Below are 15,625 nucleotides of genomic sequence, written 5' to 3' on the forward strand. Positions count from 1 at the left end.
TCCCGCTCCTACCACCCCAACCACGCTGGCAACTTATCCGCTGTCGGCATGGGAATGACGCGGACCGTTTGAATGCTCGGATGGGCGAGGACTTCGTCGATCGCTTCCTTGGGCGGAACCGAGTCGAGATTGAGCACTCCGACTGCGGTACCACCGGGAGCAGCGCGACCAACGGTCATTTGACCGATGTTGACCTTGTGCTTGCCAAAGATCGTGCCGACGGCGCCGATGATGCCCGGCACGTCGCTGTGGGTGAAGACCAGCAGGTTGCCGTCGATGTACGCTTCGAGCCGCCAATCGTCGAGGCGAACCAGCCGCGGCATGTTGTTGCCGAAGAGCGTGCCCGATGCCACATGCGACTGACCGCCGACGGTCACTTCGACCGACATCGACGAGCTGAAGGCTCCCATGTCGGCTCGGCTTTCTTCGGTCAGCTGAATGCCGCGTTCGCGAATCAGCAACTCGGCGTTGACGATGTTGACGTCTTCCTCGAGAGCCTTCTGCAGCAAACCTGCACAGAATGCCGACGTGAGGAGCTTTGTATTTCGCTGCGTCACTTCGCCGCGATAAGTGATATGGCACTTCGACGCACCGGCCGGCTGCCATTCAGACATGAGCAGACCAAGACGCCAAGCCAAGTTCAGATAGCCCTTCATCGCTTGCAGCGTGGCCGGATCGACCGAAGCCATGTTCACTGCATGGCGAACTTCGCCGGTCGAGAAGTAGTTGATGAGCAACTGCACCGCTTCTATCGCAACTTGCTGCTGAGCTTCTTCGGTGCTGGCGCCCAGGTGGGGCGTGCAGAGAACGTTCGGCATCTTGATGAGCGGGCTGGTGGTGTTCGGCTCTTCGACGAACACATCGAGGGCTACACCGCCGAGCTTGCCACTCTTCAGGCCTTCGACAAGGGCTGCTTCGTCATAGATACCGCCGCGAGCGCAGTTGATCAAACGGCAGCCGGGCTTTAGCTTCTCGATCGTTTTCGCATTGATCATGCCGGTCGTTTCCGGCGTAAGCGGCGTATGAACGGTGAGATAGTCGATGTGCGGCAGCATGTCTTCGACTTTGTCGAACAGCGTCACGCCTAGCTTGGTGGCTTGTTCCTTCGACATGTAGGGCTCGACGCCGAGCACCTTCATCTGGAAGGCCATGGCCCGCTTGGCAACTTCTTGACCAATGCGACCGAGGCCAACGATGCCGAGGGTCTTGTCGGCGATTTGCGAACCCATGTACGTCTTGCGATCCCACTTGCCGCCCGCGAGCGTCATGTGGGCTTCGGCGACGCGGCGCGACAGCGCGAGCATGAGCGTGAACGTGTGCTCCGCCGTGCTCAGCGTATTGCCGGTCGGCGTGTTCATCACGACGATGCCGAGGCGCTTCGCCGTGTCTTTGTCGATGTTATCGGTGCCCACGCCGGCCCGGGCGATGGCTTTCAGTCGCTTGTTTCCTTCGAGTTCAGCGGCCATGATCGTCACGCCGCTGCGGCAGATCGCGCCATCGAACTCCGCGAGAGCACTCTTCAGGGCCTCGCCCTTGAGCTTGGTGCGGACCTCGTACTCGATGCCGGGAGCGGCAGCGAGCATATCGAGACCTTCTTGGGCGATGTCGTCGAGAACAATGATCCGGGCCATGAGATTGCAGATTTCAGATGGAAGATTGCAGATTGAAGGGAACAGCGATAAGGAACATTAGCCGTTCGACTTTTGGAATTCACGCATGAAGGAGGCGAGTTCTTTGACGCCTTCAACGGGCATCGCGTTGTAGATCGAGGCGCGAATGCCGCCGACGCTGCGGTGACCCTTCAAGCCATCGAGACCGCGATCCTCGCCGTCCTTGCAGAACTTCTTTTCGAGGGCTTCGCTCGGCAAGCGGAAGGTGACGTTCATCAGCGAGCGATTGGCCGGCTGAGCGTGCCCCTTGAAGTAGCCGTTGCTGCCGTCGATCAGGTCGTATAGCAACGCGGCCTTGTCCTTGTTCCGCTTGTGCATCGCGGCCAGACCGCCGACGTCATCCTTCAGCCAGCGAAGGACGAGGTTCATCAGATAAATGGCAAAGGTCGGCGGCGTGTTGTAGAGCGAATCTTCCTTGACGTGATTCTTGTAGTTGAGATAGCCGGGCAGATTGTCTTGCGAGCGTTCGAGCAGATCATCGCGAATGATGACACAGGTCACACCAGCGGGGCCGGCGTTCTTTTGAGCACAGGCATACACCAAGCCGATGTTTTTGAAATCGAGCGGCCGATGGAGGAAGTCGCTCGAAGCATCGATCACCAGCGGCGAGCCACCGGTTTCGATTTCCTTGTCGAACTGCACACCCTGGATCGTTTCGTTGCTGCAGAGATAGGTATAAGCGGCTTTCGGATTCAAACCGGCTTCGGCAGCCGTCGGCAAACGGTCGTAGTTGGTGGCTTTGCCGTCGTAAGCGATCCGCACTTGGCCCTCGCGCTTGGCTTCGTCGACGGCCATCTTGCTCCACGAACCGGTGCTCAAGTAATCGGCCGCTTCGCCTTGGCCGCGGAGCAAATTGATCGGCACCATCGAGAACTGCAACCGCGAACCACCCTGGAGGAAGACGATTTGGTAGTTGGCCGGGATGGCGAGAAGCTCTCGCAGCAGTTGCTTGGTCGAGGCCAGGATATCGAGGAACCCCTGAGCCCGGTGGCTCATTTCCAGAATGCTCATGCCGTAGCCGGGGAGCGAAACCAAATCGCGCTGGGCTTGTTCGAGGACCGCGAGCGGCAGCACGGCAGGACCAGGGGAGAAGTTGAAAACACGCTGGGCGGCGGCGGTGGTCGACATCGGACGTCTTCTCCCGAGCAAATGAAGCAAAAGTGGAAACAAAGATTTTAGGATGATCGGCCCGGGTCGGGGAGGGGACGGAGTGGCCGCAGGAAACCCGCCGGATGCGGGAACCTGCAAATCTGCTGGGCTGAATTGGAGGGGCGAACAATACTCGACAGAGGCTGTCTATGCGATTCTCGCGGCGTGTTATGCTGCCCCGATTCTTGGACACCGTTTCCTTTCCCAGGTTCGCCGATGGAATCTTCGCAGCCCACCTCTGCCGAAATCTGGCGAGCACGTCTGCTCGTGTTGCTGGCGGGGTTGCTGTGGAGCAGCAGCGGCTTCTTTGCCAAGGCACCGGAGTTTGCGGCTTGGCGAACAAATCCGCTCGGCGGGCCGACGCTGGCGTTCTGGCGGGCGGTTTTTGCCTGCGTCATCCTGCTGCCGATGGTTCGCAAGCCGCAGTGGTCGTGGAAGCTGATTCCGATGACCATCATCTTCGCGGTGATGAACTACACCTATCTCACCGCCATGGCCAAGGGCTCGGCCGCCAACGCCATCTGGTTGCAGAACACCGGGCCGATGATCGTGCTCCTCGTGGGCGTGCTGATTTTCAAGGAGAGAAGCCGCGGCCTCGATTGGGTGATGGCCGCACTGTCATCGATCGGCGTGGGAATGATTCTGTACTACGAATCCAAAGGAGCGAACTTTGAAGCCGTGCTCTACGGCCTGGCTTCGGGAATCACTTATGCAGGTGTCGTTCTCTCGCTGCGACTCTTGCGCAATTTCGAAAGCGCCTGGTTGATCGCGCTCAATCACATTGTGACTGCTATCGCGCTCGCGCCGATTGCATTGCGACCCCTCGTTGATCCTTCAACTACCATACCTTGGCCCGAAGGTCGCCAATGGCTGATGCTCGCCGCCTTCGGCGTGTTTCAGATGGGCCTGCCGTATTTTTTGTTTGCCAATGCCTTGAAGAAAATCCCTGGCCACGAAGCGAGCGGCATCGGCCTGATCGAACCGTTGCTCGTCCCGGTGTGGGTTTGCTTGGCGTGGGGCTATGAAGAGCACTTTCCCAAATGGTGGACGATCACGGGAGGTGCGTTGATTTTTACGGGGTTGGTAATTCGCTATGTGGGATCGATCAGAGAGAAGCCAATCGTGCAACCAAGCGAAAAGGGCTGAATTCCCGCTCCTGATATAGGGCGGGCTTTCAGCCCTTCGTATTCTTCGTTTGACTTAACCTTGGGCTGCGCCCAAGGCTTTGATAGGTCGCACCTGAGGTGCTGCGGTTTGTGCGACTATCGCGTTACGCTTTCGCTTTCGCAGGCGTATCGCCATTCCGGCTCACCGGCACTTCAGCGGATGAAACCGGCGAGGCATCGCTGCCGAGCTTGACGAGCGATTCGGGCAGTTCCACGCCGCCGATGTCGCGCATCACTTGCATCATCGGCGGTAGGCTCTTCGCCATGCCGCTGAGGAAGTTCGCCGTGCTGCTGCGACCGTCAGTGCCGCCGCCACCTTCCCACACCACCACCTTGTCGAACTTGATGTTCGAGATCGCCTTGGCCGAGGCTTCGGCCAGGTTGTCGAGGTGTTCGAGCATGAGCATCTGGAAGGCCTGATTCGAGCCACCGCACGCCGCCACAATCTGCTTCAGACCTTCGCCCTTCTTGGCGAGGATTTCGTACTGACCGCGGGCTTCGGCTTCGAGCTTGAGGAAGATCGCGTCGGCTTCGGCCTTGGCTTCGATGCGGCGCTTTTCGGCGATCGCTTCGGAGTCGACAATCTGCTTGGCCTTCTGAGCCTTGGCCGGGGCTTCGAGCTTGGCGCGTTGTTCGGCTTCGACCCGCTCCGCTTCGGCAACGGCCGCCTTGGCCATCGCGATATTTTGGATCTCCATCACATTCGCTTCGGCCTGCTTGCGGCGACCTTCACCGCGTTCGTAGGCTTCGGCCTTCTTGATGGCGAGTTCGGCTTGCGAAGCAGCAACACGGGCCGCCGAGCTGTTTTCGCCGTCGATGGCCGAGGCGTCGGCTTCGGCGACTTGAATACGCATGTGGCGTTCGGCGTCTTTCACCGAGGCTTCGCGTTCGAAGGCCGCTTGCTTCTCACCCACCGCCTGATCTTTTTCGAGGGCCGCGACGCGCACGAGCTGATCGCGCTGCGCTTCGCGAGTACCGATGGCTTGTTCCTTGCGGGCGTTCGAAACCTGAATCGACTTATCGCGCTCGGCAGCGGCGACGCGAGTTTCACCCATCTTTTCATTGTCAGCCACGTCACCGCGGGCCTGTTGAATCGCCAGCGAAGCCGCCTTCTGACCGATGGCGTCGATGTAGCCCGACTCGTCGGTGATATCGGTGATATTCACGTTGATCAGCGTGAGGCCGATCTTGGCGAGTTCCGGTTCGAGTGAGTGCTGCACGTGTTCGAGGAACTTATCGCGGTCGCGGTTGATCTCTTCGATACCCATCGAAGCAATCACCTGGCGCAGCTGGCCGAAGATCATTTCTTCCGCTTGCTTGCGAACTTCTTGCACCGACAAACCGAGCAAGCGGACGGCAGCGTTCTGCATCACGTCGGGCTTGGTATCGATCGCGACGGTGAACACGCTAGGAACGTTGACGCGGATGTTTTCCGACGACAGCGCGCCGCGGAGCGGCACTTCGATCTGGATGGGCTCGAGGCTCAGGTAGGCATAGTCTTGCACCAGCGGCCACACAAAGGCAGCGCCGCCGTGAATTGTCTTGCTGGCCTGGCCACCTTTGCCGGTGCGGCCAAAGATGACGAGCACGCGGTTGCTGGGGCAGCGCTTGAACTGCTTGAGCAGCGTGATGATAAAGCCGAAGAACAAGATCGCCACAAAGACGATGATGATGCCCAGCAAGCCAGCCATCGTGGCCACATCGGCCAGCAGCAGAGTTCCTGACATGACGTTTTCTCCCGAGTATGTGTTCATTTTCAGTTAGGTTCTTGTGGTCTGCGCAGGTTCGGGCGCAGCTCCGGCCGGGCCGGTTCCAGGCAGCGATCTGAGTGAGCTATAAGATTCGCAAGCGGTCACGGCCTGCGATTATTTTGCGATCGGGTTTCAATGCCGCGTCTTAGGCCGACTTGGCGAGCGGCATGACTTCGAGCACGTCTCCCGCCACGCCGACCACGCGCACGTGAGTGCCAGTCGGCAAGCGATCGGCGGCGTCGGTCACCGCGGGATATTCCAGCAGCCGGTTTTGCAACCGCAGCTGAATCTTGCCCGCCTTCGATTTGCCGCCGGGAATCGGAATGTAGACGGTCGCTTCCTGGCCAATCGCCCGTTGGATGCGAACGGTCCCATCTTCCCCCAAACGGCCGATCAAGCGCATGATCCAGTGTACCCCATACATAGCGCCCAGGCCGCTAATTGTCCCCACGACGAGCTGCAAAGGCAGCCCCACGCCACCCTGCTGAGCGGCCAATCCGGCTAAACCGAAGAACGTACTGGCCGCGACCAGCGTGCGGAACGAAATGACTCCAAACAACCAAGTCGAGACATGATCGTGGCTGTGATCCTGCGCGGCATCGCCCGCAGGATCGCTACTCGCCTCACCGCCGTGAAAATCGCCCCCATGATCCACCGACAGATCGTCCGGCACATCATGATTTCCGCCCAGCCCCACCAGCGTGAGCACAAACTGGCAAATCAGAACCGTGCCCCCGGCCACCGCGAAGAAGAGAAACAGATAAGTCATGGCTTGGCTCCGTGGAGTCTCGTCACCCCGATTGGCGACTTGTCGTTAGTTGTTGCGTTGGCAGTACTTCGTCGCTGTCTACCAATTATTGCCGCAAAATCGCCGATTCGCGAACGCGGTGAAACTCGAAGCCGCAGCGAGTGATCTCGCGTCGACGTAAGTCGCACTTCACCGACGACTTACGCCCGTTAAGTCCCTGGCCGAAGCTGCGTCGCATCGCCCCTCTCCATCAGCGGCAAGCCAGGCAATCCGCACAACCCAGGTCGTACAACACTGTTTTCAGAATTTGAAACCCACTAAGAGCATTATCCAGAAACACGTTACGCCAAATCGACCTGTTTTTCTCACAACACTTCACAACAGTTTTTCATCGCTTTACAACACATTCCGCATTGTCTCACCACTACTTCCACATCACTTGGCTACCACTTCGCTGTCGATTCACAACCATTTTCCCCACCTCGCCGCGTTTTTGGGGTCAGCAGACGCACCAAGAAATAGCTACAAGCGACCGACCAAGCGAGTCAATCGCCGATTTCAATCCCAACCGTTTTGCCAAACAAATGCCGTCACCTCGCGGTAACAAATAATATACATTAGTTCACTAATTGTCAAGTTCATTTTTGGGCTTGGCAGCGTGCCTAGTCTGATTGCCGATAAACCTTCGCCGCCGCCACATAATGCTCTGCGGCATGTCGAATCTGGGCGGTGTGACGTTCACTCACAGGACGAACAACTTTGCCCGGGTTGCCCAGGACGATGCTTCCCGGCGGCACTTCCATTCCTTCGAGCACGACGGCACCGACGCCCACGATGCTGCCGCGGCCGATCCGCGCACCGTTCATTACCACGGCTCGCATGCCGATCATCACGTCGTCTTCCAAGATGGCCCCATGCACGATCGCGCCATGGCCGAGCGTCACGCGCTCGCCGAGCACGCACGGCTTGCCTGGATCCGCATGCAAGATGCAACCGTCCTGCACGTTGGTACCGGCGCCGATCGTGATGGCTTCGCTGTCGCCGCGAATCACCGCGTTGAACCAAACGCTGGTCTCGGCGGCAAGCGTGACGTTGCCGATAACAACCGCCCCAGTGGCGATGAACGCCGATTCGTGAACCAGTTCGGGGCGATGGCGGGTTTGTTGTGGATCGATGGTCATAATTTCTATCGGGCTGTGCTTTTGCTCAATATGAACGGACTCCACTGAGCTTGCTCAGTGGTGAAACGATTTTGCACCAGCCACGATCGGAAGGATCTTTGCCCCCACCGACCTTGCTCGGTGGAGCATGTGTTGAACCGCCACGTGAAATCATTCGCTCCACCGACGCAAGGTCGGTGGGGGCGAGGCCGCTAGAGATAAAACTAGCTAGTGCAAAATCACGGCTCCACTGAGCAAGCTCGGTGGGGGCCAATTCGCTCGTTTGCATCGCGACTGTCTCTATCGCACGAACGTAACAAGCGTTAGTTTAGCGGCATGACGCGGGAACTACCTACGATTGCTCGGGCGGCGGAACTGATTCGCGAAGGGGAGATTCGACCGCTCGATCTGGTCGAGCTCTGCCTGGCCAATATCGATCGCCACGAATCGGCTGTGCAAGCCTGGGTCTCGGTCGACCGGGCCGGCGCGCTGAAAGAAGCCGAACGCCTCGGCCGTTTGCTGGCGCGGGGCGATGAACCGACCAGCCCCCTCTTCGGCATTCCGCTGGCCATCAAAGACATTATCGATGTCGCCGGTTGGCCGACGAAATGTGGCTCGCCCTTGCGAGGTTCGCAGCCCGCGCTCAAAGATGCTCCCGCCGTCGCCGCCCTCCGCGAAGCCGGCGCGATTTTTCTCGGCAAAACAGTCACGACGGAGTTCGCTTCGTTTGATCCGCCGATCACTAAAAATCCTTGGAACCTCGCTCACACTCCCGGCGGCAGTAGCAGCGGCAGTGCAGCCGCGACCTCGCTCGAAATGTGCTTCGGTGCCCTCGGCACGCAAACCGGCGGTTCAATCATTCGGCCGGCGTCGTTTTGCGGCGTGTCGGGTTTCAAACCCCCCTTCGGCGAAGTGAGCCTCGAGCAAATCGAGCCCCTCGCCTTCCATCTCGATCACGTCGGCCCGATCGCGCGACGAGTTTCCGATCTCTATTTGATCTATCAGCAGCTCGCCGCCCGCGCGAGTGGCGGCGTCGAAGCGACGGTCACGCGGCCGTGGGCCGAACACGATCTCGAGTATTGGCTTGAGTGCTACAGCGTCTATCGCACACTGTTCGTCGTCGAAGGGCCGCTGCTGAATGCCGCCGATGAGCAAGTTCGCAAAGTCACTTCGGCTGCGCTCGATCGTTTGAAATCTTCGTTCGAAGTTCGTCCCCTCGGCTTGCCGCGCGCGTTCGAAAAAGTCGTTGCCTGGCATCGCACCATTATGGCCGTCGAAGCAGCCGAACATCACCGCCAGCAGTTCGCCGCGCAACCCGATAAATTCGGCCCGCGGATTAGCTCACTGATGCGCGAAGGCCTGGCGACATCGGCCGTCGACTACGCCGAAGCGCTCCGCATGCAGGAAAACGTCCGCAACGAGCTCGCGCAATTATTGCACGTGCAGGGCGACCTGCTCGGTTGCCTGGTGATGCCCTCGACCACCACACCCGCGCCGGACACTTCATCAACGGGCGGCCCGGAATTTAACTCGCCGTGGAGTTACCTCGGCTTGCCGACAATCACGATTCCCTGCGGCCTCGCCGAAAACGGCTTGCCCTGTGGCTTGCAGTTCATCGCGTTCACTTCGCCGCAAGTTTTCGCGATGGCCGGCATGTGCGAACGGATTTTGCATCAATATGCACGGCCAGCGATGTTGGAGACGTAGCCAGTTTGCGGCCCGGCAAAAACGATCGGTTTGGAAATTGATTTGTTAGCCACCAGCTTTAGCTGGTGGTGATAGACGAAAAGAGCAACCGGCTTTAGCCATTCCACGATCAACGTGATTTCATGGCTAAAGCCGATCCATTTTAGAACTCGATCCCCCAGCTAAAGCTGGGGGCTAAGGCAGGCAAACGGAGGCCCCCTATGCGCTCAATCATCTGCATTTTCACGGCGGCTCTTTTCGGCACATCGCTTTCGTCGATCGCCGCCGATATCCCCGATCCGCTTCGCCCTGCCGCGATTTCCACCGAGGAAGTTCCCGCAGTGCCGCCGGCGCTCGCCAAGCGGTTGCAGCAATATCAAAGTCTCCGCGCGGCTGCATTCACGGGGTGGGATCCAGCCGGCAAGGGAATTCTGATTCGCACCCGCTTCGGCAATTCGGTGCAGTTGCATCGCGTTTATCAGCCCGAAGGGCGTCGCGAGCAGATCACGTTTTTCGATGAGCCGGTCTACGGCAGGTTCATTCCCAAGGCGACCGATGAAGGCATTCTGCTCACGATGAGCACCGGCGGCAACGAGAACACGCAGCTCTATCTGCTCGACCGCCATCGCTACGAAACGAAGCTGCTAACCGACGGCAAGAGTCGCAACAACCCTGGCGCGATTCACCCCGACGGAACCAAGATCATCATCAGCAACAACATGCGGAACGGCCGCGATATGGATCTGTATATCGCCGATTGCCGTGCGGGTGGTTTGGAGATGTTGCTGCAGGTGGAGGATGACACCTGGACTCCGCAGAAATGGTCACCCGATGGAAAATTTTTGCTGCTGGAGCGCTATCGCTCGGCGAATGAGTCTTACCTGGCGCTGTTCGACATTGCGAACAAGAGGAAAATCAATCTGCCGATGCCGGTCGGCAAGGAGATCGGCGCTTTTGGTCCGCTCGCTTTTGCGCCGGATGGACGCAGCATTTTTCTAGCGATCGACACGCAAGGTGAATTTTGCCAACTCGCTCGCCTCGACATCGAGAGCGGCAAGTACGAATGGCTGTCGCAAGACATCGAGTGGGATGTAACCGATATTGAAATTGATTACACGACCGGCGAGATCGTGTTCGCCGTGAATGCCGATGGTGCGAGTCGTGTCTTTCAGTTGGTGGGGAAACCGACCATCGATGGCAACTCTGTCAAAATCGTCTATGAAAAGCGCGAGCTGGAACTGCCGCTCGGCATCGTCAACTTTCTCGAATTCTCGCCCGATGGCAAGTCGCTCGGTATGACGATCTCGCGGCCCGACGCGCCGTCGGATGCGTATTCGTACGAACTGGAGACGAAGAAACTCACGCGCTGGACGGTGAGCGAAGTGGGCGGGCTCAATCCGGCGACATTCGTCAAGCCGACGGCGATTCGCTTTCCGTCGTTCGACGACCGGCAGATTCCGGCCTGGTATTACAAACCGCGCAACGCGTCGGCTGACAAGAAGGCCGCCGTGGTGATTAACATTCACGGCGGGCCCGAGGGACAATCGCAGCCGTTCTTCACCGGCGGCACGCAGTTTTATCTGAACGAAATGGGCGTCGCCGTGATTCTGCCGAACGTCCGCGGCAGCACTGGCTATGGCAAGACTTATCTCAAGCTCGACAACGCCGAGAAACGCGAAGATAGCGTGCGCGACATCGGCGCGCTGCTCGATTGGATCAAAGATCAGCCCGAGCTCGACGCCGATCGTGTTGCCGTGACCGGCGGATCGTACGGTGGTTACATGGTGCTCGCGTCGCTCGTCCACTACGGCGATCGCCTGCGCGCCGGCATCGACAACGTGGGCATCGCCAACTTCAACACGTTCCTGCAAAACACAGCCCCCTATCGCCAGGATCTCCGCCGCGCCGAATACGGCGATGAGCGCGATCCCACCATGAAGGCCGTCTTCGAAAAGATCAGCCCGGCCAATCACGCCGAAAAAATTCAATCCGCATTGCTTGTCGCTCACGGCAAGAACGACCCGCGCGTGCCGTTCAGCGAAGCCCAGCAGATCGCCGAAAAAGTTCGCGGCAAAGGCAAATCGGTCTGGACCGTCTACGCCGACAACGAAGGCCACGGCTTTGCGAAAAAAGACAACGCCGATTATCTGCGGGCAGTGGAAGTGCTGTTTTTGAAACAGCATCTGAAAGTGGAGTGAGGGGGAAAGAGGGATGAGGGATGCGAGGCGCGGGATGCGAGTAAGAAAGTCTCGTTTTTCCCGCACCTCGCATCCCTTTCCCGCCTCCCCAGTCAACGCCCCTTGTCCCGGATGCGGGATACGTTCCTAATAGGTAATTACAAATTCACCCTCTTCCATACAAAGGCCTGGGCCATGAAAGTTGCGACGATCGAAACCAATAAGGGAACCATCAAGCTCGAACTGTTTGGCGACAAGACGCCGAAGACGGTTGAGAATTTTGAAACGCTGGCCGGCAAGGGTTTTTACAACGGCCTGAAGTTTCACCGCGTCATTCCGGACTTCATGATCCAGACCGGCTGCCCCAAGGGAACCGGCACGGGCGACGCCGGCTACAAGTTCAAGGATGAGTTTCACAAGGATCTGAAGCACACCGGCCCGGGCATTCTCTCGATGGCCAACGCCGGCCCGAACACCAACGGCTCGCAGTTCTTTATCACGCACGTCGCCACGCCATGGCTCGACGGCAAGCATAGTGTGTTTGGCAAAGTGATCGAAGGCCAGGATGTGGTTAACAAGATCGCTCAAGGCGACGTGATGAAGAATGTGTCAGTCGCTGAAGTCGAAGCCAAGAAGTAAGCAGGTTCCCCACGCGGAGCGTGAGGACGACACTACTCTTCAAAAATTCCATCACCAAAGCCGGGCTTCTTCGGCTTGTTGGTGTTCTCACGCTGTTCTTTGGCGAGACCTGAGTGCGGAGTTTGTGGCCCTTGCGGTGGCGAGGGCTGCGGCAGCATGTGCGGCGCGCGGATTTCGTTTTCAGCGGGTTGAATCTGCGTGTGCGGCGGCAGGATTGGTTGTTGTCTCACTTCCGGCTGCACGATATCCGCGGCATCGATGTCGTCGTCGTAATCATCGTCGTACTTCGAGACATAGCCAGGCTGTTTGGCCCGATCTTGCTCGACGCGAAAATCGGCGATCACGCGACTCTGAATCATTTCGCGGCAAGCTGAATTGATCGGGTGCGCGATGTCGGCATAGAGCTTTGCCCGTCCTTCTTGATCGCGGACGGTGCGGTCGTCTTTCAGGCGGCTGCCGCATTGGTTGCAGTAGCCGGCCTTGAGGTGATTCTTGCAGCCACATTGCGGGCAATGGCTGGTGAGCTTGCGGCTGGGCATGGCGACGAAGGGGCCGCTGCTCCCTTCGATGATTTTCAGATCGCGCACGACAAAGCTGTCGTCGAAGGTGATGGAACAAAAGCCCTGCAGGCGATCGTCCGAGTCCTCCATGAGTTTGATTCGCACTTCGGTAATCTGCATTGCCGCATTCCCTTCCCGTGGCACGCACATGCAAGCATCCCGCTCCTTCGGTCAACCGCGAACTTGGCCACTTCGCGAGTCGAACAACGGCGACGTTGCATTCAATCGTATTCTTATCTTTTCAATGTATCACTTCAGGGCAAGTGCTGCCCGTTTCTGGTTTGTATCTCAAACTTGCTGACTGGCTTTTGCGGCTGCTTGCAACGTGGTGCTTACTGTTTCTGCGACCATCACCGCGCCCAAATTCATACTACGTAAGCGGCGAGCAATTCGTTTGGCCTGCCCCACATGCCAGCAGAGGCCGAAGTAGCTCGAGCCGCTGCCACTCATCTGATGGCCGAGGCAACCAGTCGTTTCGAAGGCTCGCCGCAACTTGCTGATCCAGGGCGATAGCTGCTCGGCAGGCTGCTGCAAACCATTGTGCAACGCTCGCGCCGCGGCGGCGGAATCGCCACGAGCGAAGTCGCGCAGCATGTCGCTCGCTGCCTGCCGAGGTGACGAGGGTTGACAGCGTTTGAAAACGGCTGGCGTGCTCAAGCCGGTCGGCGGCCGCACAATCACTAGCGAACAGCGTGGTGCGCGCACGACTTCAATCTGTTCGCCGCGACCACGACAAACGGCTGCGCCACCAGTAAGAAAAAATGGCACATCGCTGCCGAGCTGCGCAGCGACCTCGGCGAGTCGTTCAATGGGCCAGTGCAACTGCCAGACTGCATTCGCCGCGAGCAACGCCGCAGCAGCATCGGCCGATGCGCCGCCGAGACCAGCTTGGGCGGGAATGCGTTTAATGACATCGACCCGCACGCCGCGAGTCACGCCGGCTGCGATTCGCAAGCGCTCGAGCGCTTTCCAAACCAGATTGTCATTCGTTGCTGGCAACGGCTGCCAGATCTCGATGCTTTGCGCGAGCAAGCCAGCCGCCCATTGGCAACGAACATGCAATTTAGAATCGTCGGTCGGTTCGCAGATCAGCGTGTCACAAACCGAGACCGCGAGCATCAGCGTTTCGAGCTCATGAAATCCATCGGGCCGACGGGCCAGGATTTCGAGCGTGAGGTTCACTTTCGCGGGCGGGTGGAGCGTCAGCCGCTCCCCGGTTTGTCGCCCGGCGCCGCCGAGTTGAGTGCGAAGTGAATACATCCCTGCTGTTGCCTTCGAAAGAAAACTAGCGAAGCAAAACCAGGTGCAGATCGATGAGGTGCCACGATTGTAGCGAAGCAGCAACGAGGGTCAACCAACGGAAGTGGTCTAAGTCGGCAGAGGGAAACGAGCGGCGATTTCCTTAAAGGCTTGTAGCAGAGGCTGCGTGCCACCTTGGATGATTACTTCTTTGCCATCGTGCTTGATGAAGTGGATCATCGGCGGCTTGTCGGTCACTTTTGCTACGTACGCCACTTCGTGAAAGCGAACGTGCCGGCGAAAGAACATCAACGAATCAACAGAATCTGCATAGATGCGAGTTCGTTCGAAAAATGCAATTACACCGGCTACCGAAATCCAAAACAAGCAACCATGAAGTCCCCAATTTATCCAAGGGGATCTTGAGAGCACAGTTCCCGTCCACCACTGGTGACCCAGGTCCAGCATCAAGAAAATCGGAATTCCCAGACCCATGATCCTAACGATGAGTTGGTTGGTGGGACCTTCAACAACCGGCGTCCGCAGATCGTCAGTTGAAGCAGGGGCGGCAAAAGGATTCGGCGTCACAGTTCACCAGGATTTAATCTCCACCGCCGCCCATCACCATGTTTCCCAAACCGCCGAGGTGGTTCAGCATGCTTCCTTCATCCTTATTTCCCTTGCTGCCGGCGTGGGCAAGCACACGACCTGCGAGCCGTGAGAACGGCAGCGATTGCAGCCACACTTTGCCGGGGCCGGTGAGCGTGGCGAGGAACAAGCCTTCGCCGCCGAAGAACGTGTTCTTGATTCCGCCGACAAAACCGATGTCGTAGTTCACGCTCGGCATGAGAGCGACGATGCAGCCAGTGTCGACCTTGATCGTTTCGCCCGGCGCGAGATCCTTTTCATACAACGTGCCGCCGGCGTGCACCATGGCGATGCCGTCCCCCTGCAACTTTTGCATGATGAAACCTTCACCGCCGAAGAGGCCGACCATCACCTTCTTTTGAAAGGCGATGCTGATCTGAATGCCCCGCGCGCCGCAGAGGAACGAATCCTTTTGGCAGATCAATTCACCGCCCAAGCGATCGAGGTGCAGCGGAATGATCTTGCCGGGATACGGCGCCGCGAAGGCCACCTGCTCGCGGTGATTCGTCGTGGCAGTGAACGTCGTCATGAACAGCGACTCGCCGGTCATGAGACGTTTGCCGGCCGACATCATTTTGCCCCAAAAGCCTTGATTCTGCTGGCTGGGATCGCCGAAGACGGTCTCCATCTCGATGCCGTTCGACATATACATCATGCCGCCGGCTTCGGCGATCACCATCTCGCCCGGGTCGAGCGTGATCTCGCAGAACTGCATCTCGCTGCCGTAAATCTCGTAGTCGATCTCATCCGCGCGACGGCCACCGCGATTCACGTTCGGCCCGGCCGCACCACCAAAACCACCGGCCACCGGGTAAGCGTCGACCACATCCAAGCCATCGGGCGTGGCCGCAGGAACCGCGAACACGTTGCCGCAAGCCCGACAGCGAACTTGCTTGCCGGCGATCTCGGCCGAGTAGGGATATTGCTTGCCGCAGGTGGTGCAGGAAATGGTCGACATGATGGCGCGCTCGGGGATGAAACGGAATGATCAACGACAATTCGCCGCTGCCGGACGAATCTTGGATTTCAGCG

At 58.6% G+C, this 15,625-nt stretch carries 14 protein-coding genes; 4 read left to right on the forward strand and 10 right to left on the reverse strand.

The genetic code is table 11. From position 1 onward, the window contains the following. Positions 1–8: 8 nt before the first annotated feature. Positions 9–1,631: a phosphoglycerate dehydrogenase gene (gene serA, locus M9Q49_RS22455; RefSeq protein ID WP_254511082.1), complete on the reverse strand. Its 1,623-nt coding sequence runs from the start codon at positions 1,629–1,631 to the stop codon at positions 9–11. Positions 1,632–1,688: 57 nt separating this feature from the next. After that, a complete protein-coding gene (serC, locus tag M9Q49_RS22460; RefSeq protein WP_254511084.1) occupies positions 1,689–2,798 on the reverse strand; it encodes a 3-phosphoserine/phosphohydroxythreonine transaminase in 1,110 nt (369 codons plus the stop codon). 237 nt (positions 2,799–3,035) lie between these two features. Between serC and M9Q49_RS22465 the strand changes: the two genes are divergently transcribed. Continuing rightward, positions 3,036–3,965, forward strand: coding sequence for a DMT family transporter (locus tag M9Q49_RS22465; protein WP_254511085.1), 930 nt, complete (start codon positions 3,036–3,038; stop codon positions 3,963–3,965). A gap of 124 nt (positions 3,966–4,089) precedes the next feature. Here M9Q49_RS22465 and M9Q49_RS22470 read toward each other — a convergent pair whose 3' ends face one another. From M9Q49_RS22470 to M9Q49_RS35525, 4 genes are all read right to left on the reverse strand, one after another. Beyond that, the gene (locus tag M9Q49_RS22470; protein WP_254511087.1) at positions 4,090–5,712 is read right to left on the reverse strand and encodes a flotillin family protein; all 1,623 of its coding nucleotides are present in this window, start codon (positions 5,710–5,712) and stop codon (positions 4,090–4,092) included. Between the two features lie 169 nt (positions 5,713–5,881). Next, a complete protein-coding gene (locus M9Q49_RS22475) occupies positions 5,882–6,505 on the reverse strand; it encodes a hypothetical protein (RefSeq protein WP_254511089.1) in 624 nt (207 codons plus the stop codon). A gap of 85 nt (positions 6,506–6,590) precedes the next feature. Next, a complete protein-coding gene (locus M9Q49_RS35520) occupies positions 6,591–6,722 on the reverse strand; it encodes a hypothetical protein (RefSeq protein ID WP_261365086.1) in 132 nt (43 codons plus the stop codon). A 424-nt stretch (positions 6,723–7,146) separates the two neighbouring features. Further along, positions 7,147–7,665 (reverse strand): gamma carbonic anhydrase family protein, encoded by a 519-nt coding sequence (locus M9Q49_RS35525; RefSeq protein WP_315861189.1) that lies wholly within the window; start codon positions 7,663–7,665, stop codon positions 7,147–7,149. 315 nt (positions 7,666–7,980) lie between these two features. On the opposite strand from M9Q49_RS35525, the gene M9Q49_RS22485 reads away from it, so the two are divergent. The 3 genes from M9Q49_RS22485 to M9Q49_RS22495 all read left to right on the forward strand — a co-directional run bounded on the left by M9Q49_RS22485 (position 7,981) and on the right by M9Q49_RS22495 (position 12,146). Then, positions 7,981–9,351 (forward strand): amidase, encoded by a 1,371-nt coding sequence (locus M9Q49_RS22485; protein WP_254511091.1) that lies wholly within the window; start codon positions 7,981–7,983, stop codon positions 9,349–9,351. Between the two features lie 200 nt (positions 9,352–9,551). Further along, complete coding sequence (locus M9Q49_RS22490) at positions 9,552–11,528, forward strand: alpha/beta hydrolase family protein (RefSeq protein WP_254511093.1); 1,977 nt, start codon at positions 9,552–9,554, stop codon at positions 11,526–11,528. A 174-nt stretch (positions 11,529–11,702) separates the two neighbouring features. Further along, the gene (locus M9Q49_RS22495) at positions 11,703–12,146 is read left to right on the forward strand and encodes a peptidylprolyl isomerase (protein WP_254511095.1); all 444 of its coding nucleotides are present in this window, start codon (positions 11,703–11,705) and stop codon (positions 12,144–12,146) included. A 32-nt stretch (positions 12,147–12,178) separates the two neighbouring features. Here M9Q49_RS22495 and M9Q49_RS22500 read toward each other — a convergent pair whose 3' ends face one another. From M9Q49_RS22500 to M9Q49_RS22515, 4 genes are all read right to left on the reverse strand, one after another. Then, complete coding sequence (locus M9Q49_RS22500) at positions 12,179–12,826, reverse strand: SpoVG family protein (RefSeq protein ID WP_254511097.1); 648 nt, start codon at positions 12,824–12,826, stop codon at positions 12,179–12,181. A gap of 168 nt (positions 12,827–12,994) precedes the next feature. Then, the gene (gene ispE, locus M9Q49_RS22505) at positions 12,995–13,966 is read right to left on the reverse strand and encodes a 4-(cytidine 5'-diphospho)-2-C-methyl-D-erythritol kinase (RefSeq protein ID WP_254511099.1); all 972 of its coding nucleotides are present in this window, start codon (positions 13,964–13,966) and stop codon (positions 12,995–12,997) included. A gap of 108 nt (positions 13,967–14,074) precedes the next feature. Beyond that, complete coding sequence (locus M9Q49_RS22510; protein WP_254511100.1) at positions 14,075–14,254, reverse strand: hypothetical protein; 180 nt, start codon at positions 14,252–14,254, stop codon at positions 14,075–14,077. Positions 14,255–14,546: 292 nt separating this feature from the next. Continuing rightward, complete coding sequence (locus M9Q49_RS22515; RefSeq protein WP_254511101.1) at positions 14,547–15,551, reverse strand: TIGR00266 family protein; 1,005 nt, start codon at positions 15,549–15,551, stop codon at positions 14,547–14,549. Between the last annotated feature and the right edge of the window lie 74 nt (positions 15,552–15,625).

It is taken from the genome of Anatilimnocola floriformis (genome assembly GCF_024256385.1).
In the GTDB taxonomy this organism is placed as follows: domain Bacteria; phylum Planctomycetota; class Planctomycetia; order Pirellulales; family Pirellulaceae; genus Anatilimnocola; species Anatilimnocola floriformis.